The sequence below is a fragment of the Helicobacter pylori oki112 genome (assembly GCF_000600085.1).
Lineage (GTDB): Bacteria > Campylobacterota > Campylobacteria > Campylobacterales > Helicobacteraceae > Helicobacter > Helicobacter pylori_CY.
This window is the reverse complement of the sequence record NZ_CP006821.1, coordinates 946,217-971,309: the sequence shown is the minus strand read 5'-3', so window position 1 is coordinate 971,309 and position 25,093 is coordinate 946,217. Positions and strand designations below refer to the sequence as shown.

Here is a 25,093-nt window from a genome sequence, read left to right as displayed (position 1 = left end):
CTAATTGAAAAAGTCTTTAGGCAAAAGAGCGTTTTCTAAAGAGCGTTGCGAAAACAAAAAACGCCCATCGCACACAAAGCCTAATTCTTGCCAGTTGATAGCGTTGAGTTTGTCGCAGAGGTTTTGTAAATCTAGGTTTTGGTTATAAGGGAATAGTGCTAAAATAGAGCCGTCATAATTAGGGCATTGGTGGATGAAAAAGGGGTTTTTTTGGCGCGTTTTGGTGTTGACATAAATGCGTTTTTTAGGGGATATGTGATGCATCCTCCCCCATTGATACCAGTTGGCTTCATTGAATTTTTTAATCTTTCTTTGCATCAAGCTATCTTTATGCTGGAGTAAATAATCATTAGGCTCATTGACAAAAACCATTTTTTCTAAAACATTGGTTCTTTTCGTGATTGAGGTGACAAATTCTAAATTCCCGTATTTTTCATTTTTAAAAATCTTATCGCACCCGCTCACTGCCCCCACTTTAACCTTAAAAACCTCGCTTAATTTTTGCGTGTAAGATTGGTTGAGGAAATACAAAATGCCTTTTTTGCACACAAATTGCAAACCATCGTTGGTGATTCTACTGAAATTACCCTTACAAAAACGAAAAATCACGCAATTAGGCATGGCGTTTGGGAAAACCTTTTGATCGCCTAATTCAAAAAAATGCGTTATCGTGCCTTCTTTGTAAATCCATTCGTTTAATTTCACGCTAGAAGTGGATTTTAAAAAATCCCTTGGGGTGATGAAAATCAATTCGCCTTGAGGCTTTAAATGCCTGATCGCTTTTTCTATGAAAAACAAGTATAGATTGCTCCTTTCATCAAAAAGGCTGTAATGGAGTTTTTCTTTCGTGCTTGGTGCAATATCCTTGTGCTTGACATAGGGGGGGTTACCAATAATGGTGTCAAATTGATTTTCTAAAGGGTAGTCAAAAAAGTCCATGCAAAGGGCATTTTTAGGGCAGATTTTAGGATCGATTTCAATCCCTACAGCCTTTTTTAAGCGCTTTAAAAAACTCCCATCGCCCGCGCTTGGCTCTAAAACACTCCCTTGATTGTGTTTGAGAGTGAGCATGAAATCCACTATCTTTTTAGGGGTGAAAACCTGCCCTAAAGTTTTAATGTCTGATTGATACAAAAAACCCTCCAAAAAATTCTTTGAACGCTAAATAAACTCGTAACTTAACACTTTCAGCTAAAGCGCTTAAGATGAAGTTTTTACTCCCATCAAAGTCTCTTTGAACGATTTCTCTGTTGTTATCCCACTTGCATTGAAAAGGCAAGTTATTGCCATTTGGCTGAAGAGTTTGAATACCTTTTAAGGAATTGATAAAAATATCTTTAGGATCGTTTTTGTTGATAATTAAAAAATAATAGTCTCTATCGGTGTTTTTGCCTAAGCCTTTATGCAGTTTTTGAAAGTATTTTTCCCATGCAATTTCGTTATTAAATTCCGGTAATAAGCCGCACAACGCATAATAAATCCCTAATTTACCATTAAGATTGTCAGCGGTTTTTGTGGTGGTGATATTAACAGGATAAAAAATATCGTTTTCTTTAAAACTAAAATCCCACCACTCTCTGGCTTTTGGCAGTTGGATAGGAAAATGTTTGATGGCGTTTAAAATTTCTTCTTCATTGACAGATGGATTTAAACGCCCATCTTGTAAGGGTTGAGACAAATTATAAGGGTTTGTTTTTAAAAATTCTGCAATTTCATTAAGCTGTGTGGGTATCATTAAACATCCTTATTAAAAAGGATATTTTACCACACTCCTTATTTTAGCCCCTTATTTTTTCAAGCTAATGGCTTCTTTGATCATGTCATCGCCCGCGCCAAAGGCTCTAGCGTTCATAGAATAGCCTCTTTGCATTAAAATGAGATTGGTTAGGGCGTTCCCGGCATTCACATTGCTCGTTTCTAAATATTTATGCCTGATTTTCCCAAACTTGAGCTTGCCCTCTTCGTCCCACCCTAAAATGGGGTTACCGCTTAGGGGTCTGTTTTCGCCATTAATGGTGCCTCCTTGCATTTCATAGAGGTTACCGCCGATTTTCCTTAGGCCTTGATCGTTAGTGAAAGCTAAAATACCGATGCGAGCGACCGGCTCTACCACCCCATTACTAAAGGCCAGAGAAATCACGCCATTTTCTTCAATGCGCATGTCTCTAAAAATGCCCCTAGGCTTGCCGTCTTGACTCGCTTCTAAGAGTTTAGAATCTTGATAAGACAAATCGCTAGAATCATGGTTTTCGCTCTTGTCTAAAGAGTAGGTGAGCTTATTGCCCTTAAAATCCAAAGTCATGGGAGCGGATTTCATTTTATGCGTGGCTGAATCAAAGCCGACAATTTCCCAAGTAGGATCATTGATAGGGGTTTTGTTTTTGGGATCTGCGATGTAGCTTTTCACTTCCCAAGTTTGGTTTTTCCTTTTACTCGTGGGGCTTGATGTGGGATCGTTGGAATTGGTCATGTAATATTCGCTCTGGAGCAAGTATTTATCCCCGGCTTTATCATAAATATCCACTTCTGTGCTGTAATAAGGGATTTTAATTGCTACTGAATCCCTGCTAATGCCCTTTTTTAGTTCCATTCCGTCCGCGTTCAAGCCCAATTTATCCGCAATGCCCCCACTCAAGCTAAAGGTGATAGGCGTTTCGCTGGGATTAGCGATCTCTAATAAAAGGGGGGGGCTTTTGGCGTCTTTTTCGCTTTTGATGAGGTTTAAGTCTAGCCCGGTTTTTTCTTTAAGGAGTTTTTGCAAATCGCCTAAAGTTTTGAACTGGTTTTCGCCTTTTTCAGCGTCCCCGTAAGTGAAAACAAAATCCTCTTTTTTGCCATTTTCTTTTTGGATACTGATGTTTAATTTACGATTAGTGATCGCGTCTATGGGCTCGTTATCGTCATTCGCCAAAGCGTTAATATCCTGGTTTAAAAAACGCTCTTTAATGATTTCGCCCTTATCGTTTAAGAAAAAATCTTGCACGCCTTTTAAATGGTCTTTAGGGTTTAAATTCACGCTAATACCCACTTTCGTGCTAAGCACGGGCTGGTAAGTCAAATCTTGGGGGATTTGTAAGGGCGAAAGGGTGTTGCCATGCAATTTTTCAATATCTTCATCTCTAGCGGTGGAATTGAGCGTGCCGTCTTTGATTTTTTTCAAATCAATCCCATAAACATAATAGCCCTCAGGGGTTACTAAATAGCCATCAGCGTCTCGTGCGAAATTACCGGCGCGCGTGAGAAAATTATCCTGTTTTTTGCTAAAGCCGTCTTTATTAATGGTCATCTCTCCGTTTTTATTGGGCCCTATCACAAACCAGCCCTTGCCTTGATACGCCATATGAAATTCCCCCTCGCTTGGCATGTATTCCCCGTCTTTATTAGAAAGGACATTGCCTGAGCCTGTAACGCCGTAATTTCGGTCATTAGCCACAACGGATTTGGCGTTCAAAGCGTCTAAATGCGAAGAAAACAAGGTCTTAAACTCCGGATCATTAGAGCGATAGCCTAAAGTATTGACATTGGCGATATTATTTGAAAGGCTGTCAATACCAAACTGGTGGGTCTTAATCCCGCTATAAGCGTTTAATAAGGTGTCGTTCATGCTGTCTCTTTAGGGGGGGTTTGGGGTTTTTGATCAAGGGGTTTTTGATCAGAGAGTTTCTGTTCAAGCGGTTTTTGATCAATGGTTTTTTGATCAAGCGGTTTTTGATCAGAGAGTTTCTGTTCAAGCGGTTTTTGTTTAGAGAGTTTTTGATCAATCGGTTTCTGTTCAAGCGGTTTTTGATCCGGTTTGTAAAACTCTATCGCGCTGTCTATGGGTAAAATCATTTCGCCCATTCTTAGCATGGGCTTGCCTTTATCAAAAATCACGCTCTCCACTTCGCCCCTACCAATGCGCGTTTGCAAATACTGCTTGCTTTGAGAGTCTAAATTGTATTCAGCCTTGATCTTGTAATTGCCTTTAGGGACTTTTTCGCCCTTTTCGTTTGTGCCATCCCATTCAAAATTGATATACCCCTTTTGCCCGTTATAATCTTTTAAAGAAATCGTTTTGACTAACTCATTGTTTTCATTTAAGATTTGAATCGCTGGCACTCCTTTAGAAGCGTCAATTTTTTCATCAAAAAAGAGCGAAAAAGAAAGCTTGTTATTGCCATCAAAATTCGCCCCGCTCACATCGGTTTCAGCGATTTTGCCTATCATGCTCACAGAATTAAGCGCTGTTACTTCCCTTAAAGCGTTATTCGCTTTCAAGCTATCGTCCATGCCCTTATTCAAGTTTTCCATGGTGTCTTTTAAAGCGCCTTGAAAGTCTTTTAAAGACTCGTTAGTTTCTTTATTGGATTTCATCGCACTTGCGACTTCTTGCATGGTCTTTTTGTTTTCTTCTTGCATTTCCACTTGCGTGAGCTGCGCGGTTTGGGTGATGATTTTATCCGTTTCCATAGGAGCGGTGGGGTCTTGATTTTTCAATTGCTCTAAAAAGAGTTTCATGAAAGCGTTTTTATCCAACCCATTAGCGATGGTGGGCTGTTCTTTTTTCCTTTCTTGCGCGGCTTTAGCCCCTGTAACTTCTGCTAAATCAATGGCCATGATCTCTTCCTTATTAAAGATGTCTTATTATAGAGCAAACTTGCTTAAAATCACGCATAAAGAGTGATTTGCATGCTCGTTTCTTGGTTTTCATGGTCTGTATTCTCTTGGTAGCTTTTTAGGGCGTTTTCTTTTAAGGGGGTTAATTCCTGCTCTTTGAATGACTCTTTAAATGGCTCTTTTTCTTGCTCTTTAGAAGAATCTTGCGAAAAGCTCAAATCCACCCCTTCAAAGCCTAAAGCGTTCAGGCTGTTTTTGAGATCTTGTTGGTTGTCTAAAAAGGTTTGCAAGCTGTTGTTATGAGAAATCACGCTCACTTTAAGGTTTTTACCCACTTTTTGAATAATCACTTCAACCTTGCCTAATTCCTTAGGGAATAAATCCATAGAGATCCTACTCATGGGGGGTTTGTATTCTTGGATTTCTTGCTTTAATTGTTGGGTGAAATGCTTGATCGTCTCTTTAGGGGCAGTGCTTTTATTCTCGCTTGTCTTATCGCTAGCTTGGGCGTTTTGCGTGCTTTGAGCGCTGTTATTAGTTTCTTTAGTTTTTTCTTTATTGTCGCTTATTTCTTTAGTTGTTTCTTCTTTTTCTAGGGGCGTTGGAGCGTCATTATTATGGGGGTTAGCTCCTATTAAAGGCATTAAAGGGGGCGTTTTAAGAGGGATTTTAGGGGCATTTTCTGGCACTATGCTTGGGGCTGTAGTTTGGGCTTTAGTAGGGGTCTTTTCTGACTTTTTTTTAGAAAGCGTTTTATCCCTTTTAATAGCGTTCATTTGTAAAGCTTCCTTTAAAGGGGGCGTTTTTTTTTCGTTATTTAGGGGGTTTGCGTGTTCTTTATTGTGCGATTCTTTTTTTTCTAAGGATTGCAAAACGCTAGAAAGGTTGGCGGTGTTTTTAGCGTCGTTCTTTGCAAGGGTATTATTAATAGGCGCTTGCGTTGTTTTTAAAGCAAGATGATCGCTCGCGTTTAAGGGGGTTTCTTTTTTTTCTAACGGAGCGGTCGCTTGAATGTTGTTAGCATTTAAGTCATGCTTTTGGCTGAGCGTTTGGATGTCTTTAAGGGTTTTTGGCTCTTTAGCGTTATGAGTTGGGGCTGTGGGGTTTTTGTTAGCGTGGTTAGCATGATTAGTGGGGGTTAGTGGGTTTTTATGGGTTAAATTCGCTTGATGCGTGTTAGAAGTAACTCCATTAGGCTTTTTTTCATTCTTGTTTATTTCGTTAGGGGTTTTTGGGTTAGTTTCATGGTTCTCATGTTGAGCTTCATGCGAAGCGGTTGTTTTTGGGTGGTTGAGCAAATCTTTTAGAGTAGGGGCTTGTTGGTCTTTAGCGAGGTTTTGAGCGTGTTGGGGTTGTGGGGTAGGGGTTTTTTCAAGTTTGTCTTTTAGTGCGTTTTGTGGCGTGTCTTTTAAAGCACTAGGGTTTGAATTTTTAGGGGCGGTTTTGTCTTTAGAGATCTTTTGGTTTAAGATCTTACTGAAATCCTTTGATGTGCTTTTAGGGGCGTTTTTGGTGTCTTTGTTTTTCGCTCCGCTATTCAAAGCGTTTGCGTTGGCGCTTGCGTTGGTATGAATGGGATTAATAGGAGATGGCATGGTTATCCTTTAAAACAACTCTTTTATTTTACATGGTGGGAGTTAAGCAAAAAGAGTTCCTTAAGATGTGTGATCAAATCTAAAAATGCTAAAGGTGTTTTTTAAAACGAAAAACCCCATTTTTTAAAAATAAAAGTTGTCGTTATTCGCGCTTAATGAGAACAGAGATTTTCAAAACTATGGTTTCGTTTAGGTTTAATTAAATTTTGCTACAATTAAATAAAAACGATGATTTTAGGGAGATTGGCATGCAGGGTTTATGGATTTATCCAGAGGATACAGAAGTTTTAGGGGTTGCTTGCAGGAGCCTTTTAAAAGCGCTAACGCCACACTATCAAAAAATCGCCTTGTTTTCGCCCATTGATTGGGGGCGTGAGGGCTTGAACTCTTTAGAGTTTCATAGCGCCATAGACAAACAAAAGGCTTTAGAGCTTGCGAGCGCTGCTCAAGAAGAGTTACTCTTTGAAACGATTCTCAAACGCTATGATGAATTATAATCCACGCATGATTTTGTCATTAGTTTAGGGTATGCGCCGAAGTTTTTCTTAAATACTCTTTTAGATTTAAACACCATTTTAGCCAAGCATTTAAACGCTCCTATTGTGGCTGTCGTGCAAACGAGTTTGGAATATTTGAAAGCCATGCATTCTCATATCATTAAAAAAGAAGCCCCTTTCGCTGTAGGGCTATTTGTGGGCGAAATGCTTGAAAAAACCACATTTTTTGAGCGCGTCTCTTTGCAAGCAACAATGCGAATTAGAAGCGAGCGTGATTGAAAGCGTGTTGCAAACAAAAAGCGAGATTACCACTCCCTTAGCCTTTCAAAGGAGTTTGGAAAAAAAGGCTAAAAAACAGATTAAAAAAGTGGTTTTACCAGAGAGCGAAGATGAAAGGATTTTAAAAGCCGCGCATCGTTTGAACGCTATGGGCGCGGTAGGATTGATCTTATTAGGCGATAAAGAAGCCATTAATTCCCAAGCGAAAAACTTAAACTTGAATTTAGAAAATGCAGAAATCATCGATCCCAACACTTCTCATTATAGAGAAGAGTTCGCTAATCATTTGTATGAATTACGAAAATCAAAGGGCTTGAGTGAGCAAGAAGCTAAGCAATTAGTGTTGGATAAGACTTATTTTGCGACCATGCTCGTGCATTCAGGCTATGCGCATGCCATGGTTTCTGGGGTGAATCACACCACGGCTGACACCATTAGACCCGCTTTATAAATCATTAAGACTAAGCCCGGCGTGAGCCTGGTTTCAAGCGTGTTTTTAATGTGTTTAGACACTCAAGTGCTAGTTTTTGGGGATTGCGCGATTATCCCTAACCCTAGCCCTAAAGAATTAGCTGAGATCGCTATCACTTCCGCGCAAAGCGCTAAGCAATTCAATATCGCGCCTAAAGTGGCGATGCTTTCTTATGCGACAGGCAATTCCGCTCAAGGCGAAATGATAGACAAAATCAATGAAGCTTTAAAAATCGCTCATAGTATCGATCCCCAATTAGAAATTGATGGCCCTTTACAATTTGACGCTTCCATTGATAAAAGCGTAGCGAAGAAAAAATGCCTAACAGCCAAGTGGCCGGGCAAGCTAGCGTTTTTATTTTCCCGGATTTAAACGCCGGGAATATCGCTTATAAAGCGGTGCAACGGAGCGCTAAAGCCGTGGCGATAGGGCCTATCTTACAAGGTTTGAACAAGCCCATTAACGATTTGAGTAGGGGCGCTTTAGTGGAAGATATTATCAACACCGTTTTGATTAGCGCCCTTCAAGCGCAAGATTAATTGACTGGGAGAGATTATGGAAATTTTAGTGTTGAATCTGGGCAGTTCGTCTATCAAGTTTAAATTGTTTGACATGAAAGAAAACAAGCCCTTAGCGAGCGGTTTGGCCGAAAAAATCGGCGAAGAAATAGGGCAGTTGAAAATCAAATCGCATTTGCACCATAACGATCAAGAGCTTAAAGAAAAGCTTGTGATTAAAGATCATGCGAGCGGGCTTTTAATGATTCGTGAGAATTTGACGAAAATGGGGATCATCAAAGATTTCAATCAAATTGACGCTATAGGGCATCGTGTGGTTCAAGGGGGGGATAAATTCCATGCCACTATGCCCAGTTACGCTTACATGTATGCTTTACCTTATGAATTGTATGAAAAGTATCAAATCCGCCGTTATGGTTTCCATGGGACTTCACACCATTATGTGGCTAAAGAAGCGGCGAAGTTTTTGAATACCGCTTATGAGGAATTTAACGCTATCAGCTTGCATTTAGGGAACGGCTCAAGTGCAGCAGCCATTCAAAAGGGTAAAAGCGTGGACACTTCTATGGGGCTAACCCCTTTAGAAGGCTTGATCATGGGCACAAGGTGTGGGGATATTGACCCCACTGTGGTAGAATATACTGTGCAATGCGCGAACAAGAGCTTAGAAGAAGTGATGAAAATTTTAAATTATGAAAGCGGGCTCAAAGGCATTTGTGGGGATAATGAGAAACATAGAAGCCAGAAAAGAAAAAGGCGATAAAAAAGCCAAACTCGCTTTTGAAATGTGCGCTTATCGCATTAAAAAGCATATTGGGGCTTACATGGCAATTTTAAAAAAAGTGGATGCGATCATCTTTACAGGGGGATTAGGGGAAAACTACTCGGCTTTAAGAGAGAGCGTGTGCGAAGGCTTAGAAGATTTAGGGATCGCTTTAAACAAGCCCACCAACGACAATCCGGGTAGCGGATTAGTGGATTTGAGCTAGCCTGATTCTAAAGTTAAGGTTTTACGAATCCCTACTGATGAAGAGTTAGAAATCGCTTTACAAGCCAAAAAGGTTTTGGAAAAAACAGAATAAAGAATTGTTTAAGAAATCTATAAGAAATTTTTGGGTAAAAAATTAGCTTTCTTAAATTAAGTTCTAAATTAAGAAAATATCACACTAGGAGTTTTTGATGAAAGTGGTTCATTTTTTAGAGGGCGTTCATTTTGAGAAGCTCCACATTGAAACGCTGAGTGAAAATTCTTCTAATAAGGAAATACGCATTTGCATGCCCAAAGGAGCTGTCATGGACAAACACAAGGCCCCGGGAGCTATCAGCGTACAGGTTTTAGAGGGAAAAATCGTTTTTGAAGTGGGAGATGAAAAAATAGAAATGCTTAAGGGAGCGTTAATCAGCCTAGAAGCCCAAGTTTCGCATCGTTTGGACGCTTTAGAAAATAGCGTTATAAGGCTATCTTTAAGTAAAAAATAAGGAAAATGAAATGATGAAAGTTGTTTTTATGAATACTTGGTATTTGCTTTTAACCATCATTTTATTAATCATCATATGGAGGATCATTAAATTAGTGTTAAAAGATAAAAACGACAGCGACGATAAGGGGTTAGGGTAAAGCATGTTTCTGATCTAAAAAATGAGCCAAGAAGATAAAAAAGTTGTTGGATCACAGCCGTTTAATTAAGCACGCTACAATACGAAAATTTTAAAAGAAAGGAACAAGCATGAGCGAACAACGAAAAGAATCGTTACAAAATAACCCTAACTTGAGTAAAAAAGATGTCAAAATCGTGGAAAAGATTTTGAGCAAGAACGACATTAAAGCCGCTGAAATGAAAGAGCGCTACCTCAAAGAAGGGCTGTATGTGTTGAATTTCATGAGCTCTCCAGGCAGCGGTAAAACCACGATGCTAGAAAATCTAGCGGATTTTAAAGACTTTAAGTTTTGCGTGGTGGAGGGCGATTTGCAAACCAATAGAGATGCGGACAGATTGCGTAAAAAAGGCGTGAGCGCGCATCAGATCACCACCGGCGAAGCGTGCCATTTGGAAGCGAGCATGATTGAGGGGGCGTTTGATTTATTAAAAGATGAGGGAGCGTTAGAAAAAAGCGATTTTTTAATCATTGAAAACGTGGGGAATTTGGTTTGCCCTTCAAGCTATAATCTAGGAGCGGCGATGAATATCGTTTTACTCTCTGTCCCAGAGGGCGATGATAAGGTGCTAAAATACCCTACGATGTTTATGTGCGCGGATGCGGTGATTATCAGTAAAGCGGATATGATTGAAGTGTTTAATTTCAGGGTTTCTCAAGTCAAAGAAGACATGCAAAAATTAAAGCCTGAAGTGCCTATTTTTTTAATGAGCTCCAAAGACCCTAAAAGTTTGGAAGATTTTAAAAACTTCCTTTTAGAAAAAAAGCGTGAAAATTACCAGTCCACGCATTCGTTTTAATGTGTTTAGCGATCCCCTCTAAAGTCATAGCCATTAACGATAATGTGGCGCTTTTGGAAACTTTGGGCGTTCAAAGAGAGGCGAGCTTGGATTTAATGGGCGAGTCCGTTAAAGTGGGCGATTATGTATTACTCCACATCGGCTATGTGATGAGTAAGATTGATGAAAAAGAAGCCCTAGAGTCCATTGAGCTTTATCAAGAAATGATCGCCAAAATGAACGAAACGCATGAATAAACGCATGCATAAAAACAATGAGCGTTGATCACCTTATTTCGCCCTTTAGAGACAAGCAAACCCTTTTAGCACTCTCTAATGCAATCAAAAAACTCGCTTTTAAACTTGAAAAAAAATTAGTCATCATGGAAGTGTGCGGAGGGCATACGCATTCTATCATGAAATACGGGCTTTTAGATTTGATGCCTAACAATTTAGAGTTTGTGCATGGGCCAGGGTGTCCGGTATGCGTGATGCCAAGAGCGCGCCTTGATGAAGCTTATGAACTCGCTATGATCAAAGATAGCATTGTTTTGAGTTTAGGGGATATGATGAGAGTCCCCGGGAGCTATGGGAGTTTGATACAAGCCAGAGAAAAGGGGTTAGATGCGCGCTTTTTGTATTCGCCCATGCAAGCTTTAGAGATCGCTAAAGAAAACCCGCATAAAAAAGTTATTTACATTGCGATCGGTTTTGAAACCACCACGCCGATGAGCGCTAGCGTTTTATTGAACGCCAAAAAAGAAAAAAATAACAATCTTTTTTTCCACATCAACCACATTTTAGTGCCTCCCAGCGTGAGCGCGATTCTAAAAGATCCAGCATGCCAGATTAACGCCCTTTTAGCCCCTAGCCATGTGAGCGTGATCAGCGGCGCTCAAATCTACGCTCCTTTAGTGGATCGCTTTAAAATCCCTATTATCGTGAGCGGTTTTGAGCCGGTGGATATATTAGAAAGCGTGCTGATGCTTCTTAAACAAGCCTTAAAGAAAGAAGCCAAGCTAGAAATCCAATATAAAAGAGCGGTGAGTTTTGAGGGGAATGTGAAAGCGCAAGAATTAGTCAATGCTTGCATGGAAGTTAGGGAAAATTTTGAATGGAGGGGCCTAGGGAATATCAAACATTCCGCCCTCAAACTCAAAGAAACATTCGCCTCTTATGACGCTGAAAAAGTCTTTAAAGAACACTTAAGCCACAAAACCTCTAAAGAAAACAAGGCATGCAAGTGCGCCGAGATCTTAAAAGGCACCGCTAAACCCCTAGACTGCTCACTATTTGCCAAAACTTGCACCCCACAAAACCCGATCGGCAGTTGCATGGTCAGCTCTGAGGGGGCGTGCGCGGCGTATTATCGTTACAAGCGCGTTTGAGTTTGAGAAACTGCTTTTTAGTGAAATCGCTCAAACCTTCGCAATTGACATTCACGCTTTTAGGGGGTTTTTCTTTTTTTTCAACCGGTTTTTCATAAGCCCTTTTTTTCACGCCCGCTTGGATAGCCTTAAAATCAAAAGGGTAATCCAAGGCTTTTAGGGTTTTTTGCGTTTCTTTAAAATGGGCTTTCAGGTGGTTGGTGTAATGATCTTCTTCCATTTTAAAGGCTTTCAAATAGCTAGGGTGCGTGAAATAGATTTTTAGGATTTGATTCTCTATTTTAGCGTATCTAAACCCTTTTTTCAAATCCCCTAAAGCTTGAGAAACATAGCGCTTGATCGCTTCTCTTCGCTTGAGCTGGAGTTTTAAATTTTTAAACGCAGAAACTTGAGCGATTTTTTTAAAAAGCAAAAAGGTTTCTTTCTTTTTCAAATAGCGTTTGTAAATGAGGGGGTCAAATCCATTTTCCATGATGGAATTATAGCGTTTTAGCTTGACTTTTTTAAAAAGCTTTTGTATAATGCTTCTTTTATTTTATTGTTGGGGTGTCGCCAAGTGGTAAGGCACCAGGTTTTGGTCCTGGCATTCCGAGGTTCGAATCCTTGCACCCCAGCCATTTTTCCTTTATTAGCGTATTTTTTGGCGCGGAGTAGAGCAGTCCGGTAGCTCGTTGGGCTCATAACCCAAAGGTCAGTGGTTCAAATCCATTCTCCGCAACCATTCCCTTTTAAAAAATCCCCCCCTATCTTTTTAAACTATCCCTTTAAGAAAATGCTTTTTAACAAAATTCCAGCACCAACACCAAACGAACACCACCAAACGAAACAAAAAGCATTAAAATCAAAAAATGACAAAATTTTTAAGAAAATGACAAAAAAAAAAAAAAACGCTTTTATGCTATAATGCTTCAAATACATTCCAAATATCCAATGGATGTATGAAATCCCTAATATTCAATTCAATCTAAAAAGGAGAAAACATGAAAAAACACATCCTTTCATTCGCTTTAGGCTCGCTTTTAGTTTCCACTTTGAGCGCTGAAGACGACGGCTTTTACATGAGCGCAGGCTATCAAATCGGTGAAGCCGCTCAAGTGGTGAAAAACACCAAAGGCGTTCAACAGCTTTCAGACAATTATGAAAACTTGAGCAAGCTTTTAACCAGATACAGCACCCTAAACTCTCTCATCAAATTGTCCGCTGATCCGAGCGCGATCAACGCGGCGCGTGAAAATCTGGGCGCGAGCGCGAAGAACTTGATCGGCGATACCAAAAATTCCCCCGCCTATCAAGCCGTGCTTTTAGCGATTAATGCGGCGGTGGGGTTTTGGAATGTCTTAGGCTATGCTACGCAATGCGGGGGTAATGCCAATGGCACAAGAAGCACCCATTCAACCACCATCTTCAACAACGAGCCAGGGTATCGATCCACTTCCATCACTTGTTCTTTGAACGGGTATACGCCTGGATACTATGGCCCTATGAGCATTGAGAATTTCAAAAAGCTTAACGAAGCCTATCAAATCCTCCAAACAGCTTTAAAGAAAGGCTTACCCGCGCTCAAAGAAAACAACGGGACGCTCTCTGTAACCTACACCTACACATGCTCAGGGGAAGGGAATAATAACTGCACTATAACCGGGGTGGAACAACAAAACGGAAGCAAAACTGAAACCCAAACCATAGACGGCAAACAAGTAACCACCAAGATCAGTTCAAAAGTCGTTGATAGTAACGCATCAGGTAACACATCAAAGGTTTCCTACACCGAAATCACTAACGAATTAAACAGAGTGCCTGATAGCGCTCAAGCGCTCTTGGCGCAAGCGAGCACGCTCATCAACACCATCAACACGGCATGCCCGTATTTTAGTGTAACTAATACAAGTGGTGGCCCACAGATGAAACCGACTAGAGGGAAGTTGTGCGGTTTTACAGATGAAATCAGCGCGATCCAAAAGATGATCACAGACGCGCAAGAGCTTGTCAATCAAACGAGCGCCATTAACAGCAATGAACAAACAGCTCAAGTGGGAGGCAGTGGAGGCAAGCCTTTCAACCCTTTCACGGACGCTAGCTTCGCGCAAGGCATGTTCGCTAACGCTAGCGCGCAAGCCAAAATGCTCAGTTTGAGCGAACAAGTGGGGCAAACCCTTAACCCTGAAAGGCTTACCGGGGATTTTCAAAATTTTGTTAAAAACTTTTTAGCCACATGCAACAACCCCTCAACAGCTGGCACTGGTGGCAAACAAGGTTCAGCTCCTGGCACGGTTACCACTCAAACTTTCGCTTCCGGTTGCGCCTATGTGGAACAAACCATAACGAATTTAAACAACTCCATCGCTCATTTTGGCACTCAAGAACAGCAAATACAGCAAGCAGAGAATATCGCTGACACTCTAGTGCATTTCAAATCTAGATACAGCGAATTGGGCAACACTTATAACAGCATCACCACCGCGCTCTCTAAAGTCCCTAACGCGCAAAGCTTGCAAAATGTGGTGAGTCAAAAGAATAACCCCTACAGCCCGCAAGGCATAGAAACCAATTACTACCTCAATCAAAATTCTTACAACCAAATCCAAACCATCAATCAAGAACTAGGGCGAAACCCCTTTAGGAAAGTGGGCATCGTCAGTTCTCAAACCAACAACGGCGCGATGAATGGGATCGGTATTCAAGTGGGCTACAAACAATTCTTTGGGCAAAAAAGAAAGTGGGGCGCTAGGTATTACGGCTTTTTTGATTACAACCATGCGTTCATCAAGTCTAGCTTTTTCAACTCCGCTTCTGATGTATGGACTTATGGTTTTGGAGCGGACGCTCTCTATAACTTCATCAACGATAAAGCCACCAATTTCTTAGGCAAGAACAACAAGCTTTCTGTAGGGCTTTTTGGCGGGATTGCGTTAGCTGGCACTTCATGGCTTAATTCTGAATATGTGAATTTAGCCACCGTGAATAATGTCTATAACGCTAAAATGAATGTGGCGAACTTCCAATTCTTATTCAACATGGGAGTGAGGATGAATTTAGCCAGGTCTAAGAAAAAAGGCAGCGATCATGCCGCTCAGCATGGCATTGAACTAGGGCTTAAAATCCCTACCATTAACACGAACTACTATTCCTTTATGGGGGCTGAACTCAAATACAGAAGGCTCTATAGCGTGTATTTGAATTATGTGTTCGCTTATTAAAAGCTCGCATTAAACCCCTTTTGTGAAACTCTCTCTTTTAAGGGGTTTCTTTGAAGCCTTTCTTTTTTCTTTTTTTGAACTCTCTTTTTTAAGGGATTTCTTTTTGAACCCTTTGTTTTAAATTCTTTGTTTTAAATTCTTTTTTTGAAGTCTTTTTTTTAAATTTTTTTTTGGGGGGGTTTTGATCTTTTTTGCTGATCCCCACTGCTTTCGCTTTTTAATCTTTAGTTTTTTTGGGGGGTTTGATGCAAAACCCTTTTTAGTGTTTTTAGTTAGTGGAAAACTTCAGCGATAATTTTTAAAAAGCGCTATTTTATAGGGGGATTGATCTTTTTTTTACTGACTTTTTACTGATTTTTCAAAGCTTTCTTTTTAAACTCTTTCTTTTGGGGGGATTGATCTTTTTCTTTTTGCTGATTTTTTACGGATTTTTTCATTGACTTTTCAAAACGCTTTTTAATCTTTAAGTTTTTATTTCTAACCTTTCTCGCTCTATCGCTTGCGCTATAATGAAGTGGTATTTTTAATAAAGGATAAAGCATGCCTAATTCTCCCACCAAAAAAGACTACACACAATACAGCGAAAAACAGCTTTTTAATTTAATCCATCAATTAGAGCGAAAAATCAAAAAGATGCAAAATAATAGAGCTTCTTTTAAAGAAAAAATGGCTAAAGAATTGGAAAAAAGGGATCAAAACTTTAAGGATAAAATAGACGCATTAAATGAACTCTTGCAAAAAATCAGCCAAGCTTTTGATGATAAAAGAGATTGTTGTTTGGGGTATGAGATCCCAAACATTCAAACGCAACAAGCCATGAGAGATGCGCTTAACAAAGAAACCGATTTGATTATTGAGGATTTTTCTAGTTATAGCGATGAAAGAAAAAGGGCGTTAGGTGTTGAAACTCAACCTTAAAAAATCTTTTCAAAAAGATTTTGATAAATTACTTTTGAATGGGTTTGATGATAGCGTTTTGAATAAGGTCATTCTGTCTTTGAGAAAGAAAGAACCGCTAGACCCACAATTTCAAGATCATGCTTTAAAAGGCAAAAAGAAAGAACCGCTAGACCCACAATTTAAAGATCATGCTTTAAAAGGCAATTGGAAACCTTTTAGGGAATGCCACATCAAAGCTGATATTTTGCTTGTGTATTTAGTGAGAGATGATGAGCTTATTTTAGTAAGGTTAGGCAGTCATAGCGAGCTGTTTTAACCACCCGCACAACTTATAACGCTACCCCCTTTTTTAGGGATAAATTCATGGTTAAAACACCGCTTGTGCTTTTTAAATGCCCTCGTGCCTCCCGCTTTTCAAATACCCTCGTGTGCGCATTTCCTTACGCTTCAAAGCCCCTTCATAACGGCGGATTTCAACCTCTGTTTTAGGCTCGTATTTAGGCATGGGGGTGGGTTTGCCATTTTCTACAGCCACCATGGTGAAATAGCATGAATTGGTGTGCGTGATTTCACGAGTTTTAATATCTTCGCTCAAAACCTTAATCCCCACTTCGCACGAGGTGTTTCCTACATAATTGATGCTGGCTAAAAAAGTGAGCAAATTCCCTACAGGAATGGGGTATTTAAAAGTAACCCCATCCACGCTTAAAGTGACCGTTCCTTTAGCGCAATAACGAGTCGAACACACATAAGCCACTTTATCCAATAAATTCAATAATTCCCCCCCATGCATGACATTGTTGAAATTAGCGGTTGTAGGCACGACTAAATAGCTCATCAATAATTTAGTGCGATCCGCTGTGTCTAGGGTGAAATCAAAATGATTGGAATGCGATGATTGTATTTGAGGCATTGTTTCTCCTTAATTAAAATTGGTGTTAAAAATGTCTTTTGTAAAAAACATTCCAAGAACTATATATTAGTAAAAATTAAGTAATATTAAGTGAATATTAGAGGAATTATAAAAATAATAAGAGAGTTGGCGTTAGATAATGGGCGAGAAAAAAGAAAGCCAAAAGGTGGCGGTTATCACCGGGGCGAGTTCTGGGATTGGGTTGGAGTGCGCGTTAATGCTGCTAGATCAAGGGTATAAAGTCTATGCACTTTCTAGGCATGCGACTTTGTGTGTAGCGTTAAACCATGCGTTATGCGAGAGCATTGATGTTGATGTGAGCGATTCTAACGCTTTAAAAGAAGCGTTTTCAAACATCAGCGCTAAAGAAGATCATTGCGATGTTTTGATCAATTCCGCCGGTTATGGGGTGTTTGGGAGCGTAGAAGACACGCCAATTGATGAGGTTAAAAAACAATTTGGCGTGAATTTTTTCGCCCTTTGTGAAGTGGTGCAGTTTTGTTTGCCCTTACTAAGAAACAAGCCCCATTCTAAGATTTTTAATCTTTCTTCCATAGCGGGGCACGTGAGCATGCTCTTTTTAGGCCATTACAGCGCGAGTAAGCATGCCTTAGAGGCTTATAGCGACGCCTTGCGTTTAGAGCTTAAACCCTTTAACATTCAAGTGTGTTTGATTGAGCCAGGCCCGGTGAAAAGCAACTGGGAAAAAACCGCTTTTGAAAATGATGAGCGAAAAGATAGCCTTTATGCCTTAGAGGTGAATGCGGCTAAAAACTTTTATTCTGGCGTGTATCAAAAAGCCCTAAGCCCTAAAGCCGTGGCGCAAAAAATCGTTTTTCTTACCATGAGTCAAAAAATCAAGGCCCGCTATTTGATCGGCTTAAAAACCCAATTGTTGTTAGCGTTGTATCGAATCCTCCCGAGTAGTTGGTATGATTCTTTGTTCAGATTAATCGTTCTTAAAAGGAAGCGTGATGCTTAAAACCTATCATATTGCATTAGCTTGCATGATTTTAGCGGTAGTGGTGCTTTTGTTTGGAGGGGAGTCCTTGAGTTTGGAAGAGTGGAAAGAAGTGTGCCTTAATGTGAAAAACCACTTTTTGCACAATGAAGAACTGAGCTCTTTAAGTATTATTATTTTAGAAATACGACTACCACGAGTGATTTTAGCGCTCCTGGTGGGAGCGAGTTTGTCCGGGAGTGGGGTGGTGATGCAAACGATTTTTAGAAACCCCTTAGTGGATCCTTTTTTACTAGGGATTTCTAGCGGGGCGATGCTGGGCGTGGCGATGGCGATAGCGGTAGTGGAGTCTAATATTGCGATTTTAGCGTTTTTTGGAGCGATTTTAGCCAGCCTTGCTGTATTAGCGATGAATAGGGTTTTAGGCAATTCCGTCCTTTCATTGGTGCTTTCAGGGGTGGTGTTGAGCGCGTTTTTAAGTGCCTTAGCCGGAGCGATAAAATTCTTTGTGATCCCCCAAAAAGCGCAAGCGATTGTCGTGTGGCTTTTAGGGAGCTTGTCTTTGAGCAGTTATAAGGATTGCTTGATCGCTTTCATAGGGCTATCTTTAGGCTTTATCCCGCTTTTTTTGTTAAGGTGGCGTATTAATTTATTGAGCTTGAGCGATGCGCAAAGTTTGAGCTTGGGGATTAACCCGGTGTTGTTGCGATCGCTTTGTTTGGTGTGCGTGAGCGTGGCGAGCGCTTTAGCGGTGAGCGTGTCCGGCACGATTGGCTGGATTGGGTTGGTCATTCCGCATGTGGCTAGGTTGTTTTTTGGGGCGAATTTGCAAAAACTGCTTTTAAGCTCTTTGTTAATGGGGGCGTTTTTCTTGCTTTTAGCGGATGTGGTGGCTAAAACCATTACCCCCTATGATTTGCCGGTAGGCATTGCGACAAGCGTTTTAGGAGCGCCTTTCTTCTTGTGGCTTTTATTTAGGACTAGGGGGATGTGATGGTCTTAGAAGTTAAAAACCTGTCCTTTAAATATTCTCAAAAACTTATTTTAGATAAATTGAGTTTTAACGTGCCAAAAAACAGCATCACCAGCATTTTAGCGCCTAATGGCTCCGGTAAAACCACGCTTTTAAAATGCCTTTTAGGGCTTTTAAAGCCTTTAGAAGAAACCGAAATTAAAGCGTGTAACAAAGATATTTTACCCTTAAAGCCTTATGAAAAAGCCAAACTAATCGCTTATATCCCCCAAGTGGAATATTATGCGTTTAATTTCAGCGTGCTGGATTTTGTCTTAATGGGGAAGGCGACGCATTTGAATCTGTTCGCTATGCCTAAAGCCAAGCACATTAAAGAAGCCACTAGCGTTTTAGAGCGCTTGGATTTAGAGTCTTTAAAAGATCAAGGCATCAATGATTTGTCCGGCGGTCAAAGGCAAATGGTGCTTTTAGCCAGAAGTTTGTTGCAAAGAACGCCCTTATTGTTACTAGATGAGCCTACGAGCGCTTTAGATTTAAAAAACCAAGCCCTTTTTTTTGATGCGATTAAAGATGAGATGAAAAAACGAGAATTGAGCGTTTTAGTCAATATCCATGATCCGAATTTGGTTGCCAGGCACTCCACGCATGTGGTCATGCTCAAAGATAAAAAACTTTTTTTGCAAGCTTCCACGCCAATCGCTATGACTTCACACAATTTAAGCGCGCTTTATGACACGCCATTAGAAGCGATCTGGCATGATAATAAGCTTGTCGTGTATGCGTTGTAGGGGTTGAAAATAGGGATTTTGAGTTATAATGTCTCGTTTATTTTTATTTTCAAGGAGTTTGTATATGAAAATTAGTGCATCTGTGCAAGCTTCCACGCCAATCGCTATGACTTCACACAATTTAAGCGCGCTTTATGACACGCCATTAGAAGCGATCTGGCATGATAATAAGCTTGTCGTGTATGCGTTGTAGGGGTTGAAAATAGGGATTTTGAGTTATAATGTCTCGTTTATTTTTATTTTCAAGGAGTTTGTATATGAAAATTAGCGCATCTGTTACCCCCCCTCATTTCAAACTATCCCTATAGTAGTCGCTTTTGACAATAATTATTGCATCCCTGCGGGTGTGAGTTTATACTCCATGCTTTCTTCTTGCACACAAGAAAGAGATGGGGTAAAACTCTTTTATCAAATCCATTGTTTAGTGGATAGTTTGAGCGCTGAAAATGTAGAAAAATTAAAGCGAACTATAGCCCCCTTTAGCGCGTTTTCTGGTATTGAATTTTGTGATATTTCAAAGAATGACGCTTACCCTTTTAAATTGGTTTCTCAACTTTTCTTAAGACTCAATCCTTTCGCTAAAAAGCGTTTTTCTAAAATGATTTTATGCCGTTTGTTGCTAGCGAGTATTTTTTCTCAATATGAAAAAATTATCATGTTTGATGTGGATACCTTGTTCGTGGGCGATATTAGCGAGAGCTTTTTTATCCCTATGGATGGAGCGTATTTTGGAGCAACCAAAGAAGACTTCTCATTGATTGGCATTCATAGCGCTAATGATTTGTTTTCATCTCGCCTTAATTGGTCTAGGGGAATGGGTGTCAAACTCAATCATAAAAGCCTAACCTTTCAAGAAGTGGAAATTCTATATGAAAACCCTTTTAATGCAGGTTTTATGCTGGTCAATTTGGCGTTGTGGAGGGAGCATCATTTAGAAGAAAAGCTGATTGATTTTTTTAAAACAAGAGATGGAGGGCTGTTGCTACCAGAGCAAGATTTATTCGTGCTTGTTTGTCAAGGGTGTATTTTAGAAATACCTTGCAAGTATAATGTCCATCCACGCATGGTTGGGACAAGGATGATACCTAAAAAATCTGATGCTTGCATGTTGCATTTTTATGCTGATGAAAAGCCTTGGAAACATTTTCGCTACCCATATTCTAAAGAATGGCACCAAGTAGCTTTTAAAACTTCTTTTGACTCTTTAGTTTTTGAGAACTTAGTGGGTAAAATTGAAACTTTTACTGAACTCAATAACCACAACAAAAAGAGTTTTTTTGAATTTTTAAACACTAGGCTGAATAAAAAATTTCTTATACAATATGTTTTGTTTAAGATTTTTAAAAAGCTAGAGTCTTTTTGTTTGCGTTAGCGGAGTTTATTTTAAAGGCTAACCCCTTATTGGGGTTGGTTTGCTAACACGCTCCCCCTAATTATACTTTTTAAACCCATCACACCCCATGCCAAAGCATGGGTTTAAGAGCGGTATTTAGAGCGGTATTTAGAAACTATACCTCATTCCTAAATTGGAAGCGAAATGGCTTGCGTTGGAAATCAAATTGTGCAAATAAACAACGCCCAAATTCAAAAACACTTCTTTAGCCAATTGCAATTCCCCACCCATCATCACTCTCGCATGGGTATTTAAAGGGTTACGAGTGGCATTCACTTTAAAAGTGTTTAAAGACGCGGCGTTATTAGATCCAAAGCGAGCGAACTCTTGTAAAACTCCAGCGTTCATATAGAAGTATGAAGTGTCCCCATAATAATAGCGCGCTTCCATATTAGCGCTAGCGTTGAATAAATGCTGACTGCTAGAGCCATTACTCAAAGCCACTTTTTGATTGCTGTTGCTTTTAAAGTTGGTTGAGCCTAAATGGTTATAGCTCACGCCCACGCTTGGTTTTAACACTAAAGCGTTCCTAAAAAACGCAAAGTCATAACCATAGCTCGCTCTTGTTGCAGCGCTATAGGCTAAGTAATGATAGCTTTGATTCAAATCTTGCAGTAGAGTGCTTTTGAAATTCAAGCTTGATTGATCACTCCCTAGTGCCCCTTGAGCTTCAAAGTCAAATTCATGCTGGTTGGCAAAGAGACGGCTATACACGCCAAAATTAGTGTTATTGGCCCCAGAGTTAAGAGAGTTCGCTTGATTACTAAAGGAGCTATAACCATAGCTTCCAAAACCGCCCACAATGGCTTGTACTTCCCCGTTAAGGTAAGCATCTACGCCGGCGCTTGTGCCATACAATGAAGCGTTGGAGCCATTATTCAAGCTCGTTCCTCCAATAGCGTTAGCCCAAACATTGGTAGGTTTTTCATATTTGGGGGCAAATTGATACAACACTTCTGCCGCGCTTTCTAAAGAAGCGAATCTTTGGCCTTTTAAAGCTTGTAAGCGTTGAGCGAACGAGTCAATATGGTTGGTGTGCCTTCTAGAGAGATTGACTAAACGAGAATTTAAAATCATCGCATTACTCAAACTCAAAGTTTGTAAGCCGCTTGTCTTATGCTCTAAACTGGCTATGTTGCTTAAAGTGGTAGTGGCCGTATTCAATTGCTTGGTGATTTCATTAGCGCTTGTAGCATCAATCATTGTTCTGGCATAACCCGCATTATGGCTATCAATCAATAAGGTTTGTAAGAGATCCCTGCCTGTGCCGCCTGAGTTGGCATAAAGCGTGTCAATATCACTAGAGCGGTTAGCCAATTCAAACACGCTTTCAATGGTGCCAAAATCATGCTGATTGATAGCGACTAAATTAGGAGTAGCGCTATAACGAGCGAAAGGAGCGTTCTTTATGAGAGCGTAGCTAGCAAAACGCGCCTTGTTAGTGGTGTTTGTAGGTAAATTTGTGGTATTGCCACCATTCTCAGTAGGTGCAGAATTGTTGCCTAAATTGACAGCGATTGTGGTGTTGTTAGCCGTTTTATTGATCCCTGTATTTTTCCATGCCTTACCTTCAAGATACTTGTAATTTTCAGGGTTATTCACCATGCTTTGATTGCCGATAGCCATCCCGCATGCTTTAATATCATCGGTATTATTTTTTCGCACCACACAAATATCCATGCGGTTATTGTTGTTATAAAGGGCTAGGCGCTCTTTGAATTGATCTTGCAGATTGGTATTGCTTGCAGAAATATTGTCATAACTAGCGCCTTGCACTCCTACTAAATTATAATCAATGTTTCGCGCTTTCACTAAAACATGTTCTTTATTTTTAGTGAGGTTTTGAGCGTTATTGATCTTAATGAGTGGTTTGTAAAATCCGGTCGCGCTATCCACTACATTATTAAATATCATGCTTGCTTGATGGCCTGCATTTAAGGTCGCTACACGCCCATCTTGGACAAAAAGATTCATCGTGCCTTGATTATTGGTGAAATGCCCTTGAATGGTTAAATCCAAATCTTTACCATAATCCATGCTTGCGTTGCTGTTTAGGGTTAGGTTATTAAACATAAGCCCTGTTTTGCCAGCAATGTATCCTGGGGCTCCAAAAAGAATTTTTTTGTTGATTTCAACATCAGTAACATTCCTAGCGTCAAAATAATTCCAAGGGGCATGGTAAAGCTCATCTATAACCAGTTTTTTACCACCTTTAAAAGTAACGCCCCCAGAATAGGCCGGGCTATATCCCGTTTGCAAACTAACGACACCAATGCGAGACTTATCGCCTATATTTTCGCCAAAAATAGTGTATTGCCCAAAACTCTGAACACGGGTTGTAACCACTAATTCCTTAATGTCAAAGTTTTTAATGTTCACATTAGTGGCAGATGTAGTGAGCTTGTTGATATTGACTTTGTCTGTAACGCCGCTAAAATCCAAAGCACTAGTGTTTAGCCCGTTATCGCTCTTTGTGGCATCAATATTTTTAAAATGAGCGCTATGGCCATTCACTCTTAAATTCGTGGATTTTCCCAGATAAATATTGCCATTAAAATAAGCTGTATGAGCATCCACTCTTAAATTCACCGCTTTTCCTAGATGGATATCGTTATTAAAAGTGGCTGTGCCGTTGTTGGTATCAGCACCAGCCTTAAACTCAAAATTCGCGCTTGAGCCTGCCACAGCAGAACCGCCCACTTGATTATTCACCCTTAAAGCCCCCTCAACGGTGATATTCCCGGTTAGATTTTCCACTAAAAGGGTGCGCCCGCTCGCTTGATTGGACAGATTGACACCGCCTTCGCCGATATGCAAATGAGCCGCATTGGTGGTAAGAGAAGCTTTAAACCCTCCCACTCTAATCGTGCCATCAGCGTTAGTGTTCAAACGAAAAATATTGACCACCGTGTCTTTGGCGCCAGCAAAAGGCCCATCAATGACTTGCGTGGGCTCAGTTTCTGTTTTTTGCGTGTCATTTTTAGGGTTATTTTGAGGGTTATCTTTGTTTTTACTCTCATAACCGCCTTCTGGAGGAGCGATAATGTTTAACCCCGCACTTTGCCACAAATCTAACACACCAATATTAGTCTTTTTATTAGCGATAATGCCCGCTTGAGCGGCGTTTTGATCACCCACAGCGAGATGGCGAAAATTCATTTCCCCTTCTACTTTTGAAGTGTCTATCGTGCTGTATGAAGGGGCTAAATACGCTCCCACGTATTGCAAACGGCCCATCCACACCTTACCATAAAGATCAACGCTATGATTTGAGCTTGAAACCAAATTGAGCGTGGCACCATCATAAAGAGAAATTTCCGCGTTTTCACGGCTTGTAATTTTTTCTGAAGCTTGCAAAGTCAAAACCGTAGAGCTGGCTTTCCTCCCGGCTCCAGAACCCACACGATTATTGATTTCTACAAAATTATCAATTAAGATATTTTTAGCGTTAAAATCCACTCTCGTGGTGCGGTTAGCGCCATCCTTAAAGCTTGTGAAAGAATTGCCGTTGAATTGGCCCAAACGCAAAGTGGCTTTTTGCATATTGACATCTAAATCCCCACCGGTAAAGTTGATAAGGCCTGAGAGGTTATAAGTCCCTACAGCGTCTTTCATATCCACTTCAAGCTTGTTCCATTGCCCGTCTTTGACCCAATAATGCCTAGCGGCATTCCCCCAATCCCAACCTCCATCAATCTTACTGGATAAAAGGGATTTGTATAAGTCGTATTCCTTGTTAGGGAAATTATTAAAGCCTCTGCCTGCTTGAATGCGCCAAACTTTATCGGGTTTATCCGGGGTTTTATTGGCTTCTTCGGCTTGTTTTAGCCCCCAGCTAAGAAGCCCTGAGACCGTTCCTACAGCAGCGCCTGTAGCGATACCCCCAACAATGGCTGGAATGATCACGGTTGTGAAAAAGGCGGCATGACTTTGTTGCGGTGTGATGCTGACTAACGCTCCTACTAAAGCAAGAGAAACCAGAGGGCGATTGATTTTGCGGTGTGTTTGTTGTATTTCCATTTCTTTCCTTTCTTTTTTTGTAAAACGATTTTTGCACAAAGGGTGCGACTTTAGACTAGAAAATTTCTGTTGCATTTACGATTAAGGCTATAAATATGCAGTATCTACAACCGATGTTCAATTTCTATCAAGTTAAGATAAATGAATATAAAACCCATAGGATTAAAAA

At 40.3% G+C, this 25,093-nt stretch carries 20 protein-coding genes, 2 tRNA genes and 3 pseudogenes; 17 read left to right on the top strand and 8 right to left on the bottom strand.

Annotated elements, in window-relative coordinates; translation table 11 throughout:
- The 5 genes from HPOKI112_RS04615 to fliK are packed head-to-tail and all read right to left on the bottom strand — an operon-like array spanning nucleotide 1 to nucleotide 6,191.
- Nucleotides 1-1,146: an Eco57I restriction-modification methylase domain-containing protein gene (locus HPOKI112_RS04615; protein ID WP_025276973.1), complete on the bottom strand. Its 1,146-nt coding sequence runs from the start codon at nucleotides 1,144-1,146 to the stop codon at nucleotides 1-3.
- On the bottom strand, nucleotides 1,115-1,735 hold the full coding sequence (locus HPOKI112_RS04610) for a hypothetical protein (protein ID WP_025309858.1): 621 nt from the start codon (nucleotides 1,733-1,735) through the stop codon (nucleotides 1,115-1,117). The genes HPOKI112_RS04615 and HPOKI112_RS04610 overlap by 32 nt, the downstream gene beginning before the upstream one ends.
- A 51-nt stretch (nucleotides 1,736-1,786) precedes the next feature.
- Nucleotides 1,787-3,604, bottom strand: a complete 1,818-nt coding sequence (locus HPOKI112_RS04605) for a flagellar hook protein FlgE (RefSeq protein WP_025309857.1) — start codon at nucleotides 3,602-3,604, stop codon at nucleotides 1,787-1,789.
- The gene (flgD, locus tag HPOKI112_RS04600) at nucleotides 3,601-4,596 is read right to left on the bottom strand and encodes a flagellar hook assembly protein FlgD (protein ID WP_015428000.1); all 996 of its coding nucleotides are present in this window, start codon (nucleotides 4,594-4,596) and stop codon (nucleotides 3,601-3,603) included. The genes HPOKI112_RS04605 and flgD overlap by 4 nt, the downstream gene beginning before the upstream one ends.
- Nucleotides 4,597-4,646: 50 nt before the next feature.
- The gene (fliK, locus tag HPOKI112_RS04595; RefSeq protein WP_025309856.1) at nucleotides 4,647-6,191 is read right to left on the bottom strand and encodes a flagellar hook-length control protein FliK; all 1,545 of its coding nucleotides are present in this window, start codon (nucleotides 6,189-6,191) and stop codon (nucleotides 4,647-4,649) included.
- Between the two features lie 248 nt (nucleotides 6,192-6,439).
- Between fliK and pta the strand changes: the two are divergent.
- The 7 genes and pseudogenes from pta (at nucleotide 6,440) to hypD (ending at nucleotide 11,779) form a co-directional block, all read left to right on the top strand.
- Nucleotides 6,440-7,978, top strand: a pseudogene (gene pta, locus HPOKI112_RS08470) (phosphate acetyltransferase).
- 16 nt (nucleotides 7,979-7,994) lie between these two features.
- Nucleotides 7,995-9,039, top strand: a pseudogene (locus tag HPOKI112_RS04575) (acetate kinase).
- Nucleotides 9,040-9,136: 97 nt separating this feature from the next.
- On the top strand, nucleotides 9,137-9,436 hold the full coding sequence (locus HPOKI112_RS04570; protein ID WP_015427992.1) for a cupin domain-containing protein: 300 nt from the start codon (nucleotides 9,137-9,139) through the stop codon (nucleotides 9,434-9,436).
- Nucleotides 9,437-9,446: 10 nt separating this feature from the next.
- Complete coding sequence (locus tag HPOKI112_RS08570) at nucleotides 9,447-9,575, top strand: hypothetical protein (RefSeq protein WP_000978792.1); 129 nt, start codon at nucleotides 9,447-9,449, stop codon at nucleotides 9,573-9,575.
- Nucleotides 9,576-9,684: 109 nt separating this feature from the next.
- Nucleotides 9,685-10,413, top strand: a complete 729-nt coding sequence (gene hypB / locus HPOKI112_RS04560) for a hydrogenase nickel incorporation protein HypB (RefSeq protein ID WP_000003592.1) — start codon at nucleotides 9,685-9,687, stop codon at nucleotides 10,411-10,413.
- The gene (locus HPOKI112_RS04555; protein ID WP_000335461.1) at nucleotides 10,413-10,649 is read left to right on the top strand and encodes a HypC/HybG/HupF family hydrogenase formation chaperone; all 237 of its coding nucleotides are present in this window, start codon (nucleotides 10,413-10,415) and stop codon (nucleotides 10,647-10,649) included. The genes hypB and HPOKI112_RS04555 overlap by 1 nt, the downstream gene beginning before the upstream one ends.
- Nucleotides 10,650-10,666: 17 nt before the next feature.
- A complete protein-coding gene (gene hypD / locus HPOKI112_RS04550) occupies nucleotides 10,667-11,779 on the top strand; it encodes a hydrogenase formation protein HypD (protein WP_025309855.1) in 1,113 nt (370 codons plus the stop codon).
- Here hypD and HPOKI112_RS04545 read toward each other — a convergent pair.
- A complete protein-coding gene (locus HPOKI112_RS04545; RefSeq protein ID WP_327062198.1) occupies nucleotides 11,730-12,302 on the bottom strand; it encodes a helicase DnaB modulator in 573 nt (190 codons plus the stop codon). The genes hypD and HPOKI112_RS04545 overlap by 50 nt on opposite strands.
- Before the next feature lie 19 nt (nucleotides 12,303-12,321).
- Here HPOKI112_RS04545 and HPOKI112_RS04540 point away from each other — a divergent pair.
- The 5 genes and pseudogenes from HPOKI112_RS04540 to HPOKI112_RS04510 all read left to right on the top strand — a co-directional run bounded on the left by HPOKI112_RS04540 (nucleotide 12,322) and on the right by HPOKI112_RS04510 (nucleotide 16,211).
- A tRNA-Gln gene (locus HPOKI112_RS04540) sits at nucleotides 12,322-12,396 on the top strand.
- Between the two features lie 27 nt (nucleotides 12,397-12,423).
- Nucleotides 12,424-12,500, top strand: a tRNA-Met gene (locus HPOKI112_RS04535).
- A 259-nt stretch (nucleotides 12,501-12,759) separates the two neighbouring features.
- Complete coding sequence (gene babA / locus HPOKI112_RS04525) at nucleotides 12,760-14,976, top strand: Hop family adhesin BabA (RefSeq protein ID WP_025309852.1); 2,217 nt, start codon at nucleotides 12,760-12,762, stop codon at nucleotides 14,974-14,976.
- Nucleotides 14,977-15,516: 540 nt separating this feature from the next.
- Complete coding sequence (locus HPOKI112_RS04515) at nucleotides 15,517-15,894, top strand: type II toxin-antitoxin system HP0895 family antitoxin (protein WP_025309850.1); 378 nt, start codon at nucleotides 15,517-15,519, stop codon at nucleotides 15,892-15,894.
- Nucleotides 15,875-16,211, top strand: a pseudogene (locus tag HPOKI112_RS04510) (type II toxin-antitoxin system RelE/ParE family toxin). Before HPOKI112_RS04515 ends, HPOKI112_RS04510 begins: the two are co-directional and overlap by 20 nt.
- Nucleotides 16,212-16,264: 53 nt before the next feature.
- Here HPOKI112_RS04510 and HPOKI112_RS04505 read toward each other — a convergent pair.
- Complete coding sequence (locus HPOKI112_RS04505; RefSeq protein WP_025309848.1) at nucleotides 16,265-16,789, bottom strand: acyl-CoA thioesterase; 525 nt, start codon at nucleotides 16,787-16,789, stop codon at nucleotides 16,265-16,267.
- A 139-nt stretch (nucleotides 16,790-16,928) separates the two neighbouring features.
- On the opposite strand from HPOKI112_RS04505, the gene HPOKI112_RS04500 reads away from it, so the two are divergent.
- The 5 genes from HPOKI112_RS04500 to HPOKI112_RS04485 all read left to right on the top strand — a co-directional run bounded on the left by HPOKI112_RS04500 (nucleotide 16,929) and on the right by HPOKI112_RS04485 (nucleotide 20,883).
- A complete protein-coding gene (locus HPOKI112_RS04500) occupies nucleotides 16,929-17,771 on the top strand; it encodes an SDR family oxidoreductase (protein WP_025309847.1) in 843 nt (280 codons plus the stop codon).
- Entirely contained in the window at nucleotides 17,764-18,744 is a 981-nt protein-coding gene (locus HPOKI112_RS04495) for a FecCD family ABC transporter permease (protein WP_025309846.1), read from the top strand. Before HPOKI112_RS04500 ends, HPOKI112_RS04495 begins: the two co-directional genes overlap by 8 nt.
- Nucleotides 18,744-19,511, top strand: a complete 768-nt coding sequence (locus HPOKI112_RS04490) for an ABC transporter ATP-binding protein (protein WP_025309845.1) — start codon at nucleotides 18,744-18,746, stop codon at nucleotides 19,509-19,511. Before HPOKI112_RS04495 ends, HPOKI112_RS04490 begins: the two co-directional genes overlap by 1 nt.
- A gap of 64 nt (nucleotides 19,512-19,575) precedes the next feature.
- Entirely contained in the window at nucleotides 19,576-19,704 is a 129-nt protein-coding gene (locus tag HPOKI112_RS08250; RefSeq protein WP_412127274.1) for a hypothetical protein, read from the top strand.
- Between the two features lie 168 nt (nucleotides 19,705-19,872).
- Entirely contained in the window at nucleotides 19,873-20,883 is a 1,011-nt protein-coding gene (locus tag HPOKI112_RS04485) for a glycosyltransferase family 8 protein (RefSeq protein ID WP_025309844.1), read from the top strand.
- Nucleotides 20,884-21,012: 129 nt separating this feature from the next.
- Here HPOKI112_RS04485 and HPOKI112_RS04480 read toward each other — a convergent pair whose 3' ends face one another.
- Entirely contained in the window at nucleotides 21,013-24,924 is a 3,912-nt protein-coding gene (locus HPOKI112_RS04480) for a vacuolating cytotoxin autotransporter (RefSeq protein ID WP_025309843.1), read from the bottom strand.
- Nucleotides 24,925-25,093: the final 169 nt, after the last annotated feature.

What these genes read in the sequence shown, in the direction of transcription:
- HPOKI112_RS04480 (WP_025309843.1), bottom strand. Translation starts at nt 24,924, where the DNA reads ATGGAAATACAACAAACACACCGCAAAATCAATCGCCCTCTGGTTTCT.
- HPOKI112_RS04505 (WP_025309848.1), bottom strand. Translation starts at nt 16,789, where the DNA reads ATGCCTCAAATACAATCATCGCATTCCAATCATTTTGATTTCACCCTA.
- HPOKI112_RS04490 (WP_025309845.1), top strand. Translation starts at nt 18,744, where the DNA reads ATGGTCTTAGAAGTTAAAAACCTGTCCTTTAAATATTCTCAAAAACTT.
- HPOKI112_RS04515 (WP_025309850.1), top strand. Translation starts at nt 15,517, where the DNA reads ATGCCTAATTCTCCCACCAAAAAAGACTACACACAATACAGCGAAAAA.
- HPOKI112_RS08250 (WP_412127274.1), top strand. Translation starts at nt 19,576, where the DNA reads ATGAAAATTAGTGCATCTGTGCAAGCTTCCACGCCAATCGCTATGACT.
- hypD (WP_025309855.1), top strand. Translation starts at nt 10,667, where the DNA reads ATGAGCGTTGATCACCTTATTTCGCCCTTTAGAGACAAGCAAACCCTT.
- babA (WP_025309852.1), top strand. Translation starts at nt 12,760, where the DNA reads ATGAAAAAACACATCCTTTCATTCGCTTTAGGCTCGCTTTTAGTTTCC.
- HPOKI112_RS04500 (WP_025309847.1), top strand. Translation starts at nt 16,929, where the DNA reads ATGGGCGAGAAAAAAGAAAGCCAAAAGGTGGCGGTTATCACCGGGGCG.
- HPOKI112_RS04485 (WP_025309844.1), top strand. Translation starts at nt 19,873, where the DNA reads ATGCTTTCTTCTTGCACACAAGAAAGAGATGGGGTAAAACTCTTTTAT.
- HPOKI112_RS04555 (WP_000335461.1), top strand. Translation starts at nt 10,413, where the DNA reads ATGTGTTTAGCGATCCCCTCTAAAGTCATAGCCATTAACGATAATGTG.
- HPOKI112_RS04495 (WP_025309846.1), top strand. Translation starts at nt 17,764, where the DNA reads ATGCTTAAAACCTATCATATTGCATTAGCTTGCATGATTTTAGCGGTA.
- HPOKI112_RS04610 (WP_025309858.1), bottom strand. Translation starts at nt 1,735, where the DNA reads ATGATACCCACACAGCTTAATGAAATTGCAGAATTTTTAAAAACAAAC.
- hypB (WP_000003592.1), top strand. Translation starts at nt 9,685, where the DNA reads ATGAGCGAACAACGAAAAGAATCGTTACAAAATAACCCTAACTTGAGT.
- HPOKI112_RS04605 (WP_025309857.1), bottom strand. Translation starts at nt 3,604, where the DNA reads ATGAACGACACCTTATTAAACGCTTATAGCGGGATTAAGACCCACCAG.
- HPOKI112_RS08570 (WP_000978792.1), top strand. Translation starts at nt 9,447, where the DNA reads ATGATGAAAGTTGTTTTTATGAATACTTGGTATTTGCTTTTAACCATC.
- HPOKI112_RS04570 (WP_015427992.1), top strand. Translation starts at nt 9,137, where the DNA reads ATGAAAGTGGTTCATTTTTTAGAGGGCGTTCATTTTGAGAAGCTCCAC.
- flgD (WP_015428000.1), bottom strand. Translation starts at nt 4,596, where the DNA reads ATGGCCATTGATTTAGCAGAAGTTACAGGGGCTAAAGCCGCGCAAGAA.
- fliK (WP_025309856.1), bottom strand. Translation starts at nt 6,191, where the DNA reads ATGCCATCTCCTATTAATCCCATTCATACCAACGCAAGCGCCAACGCA.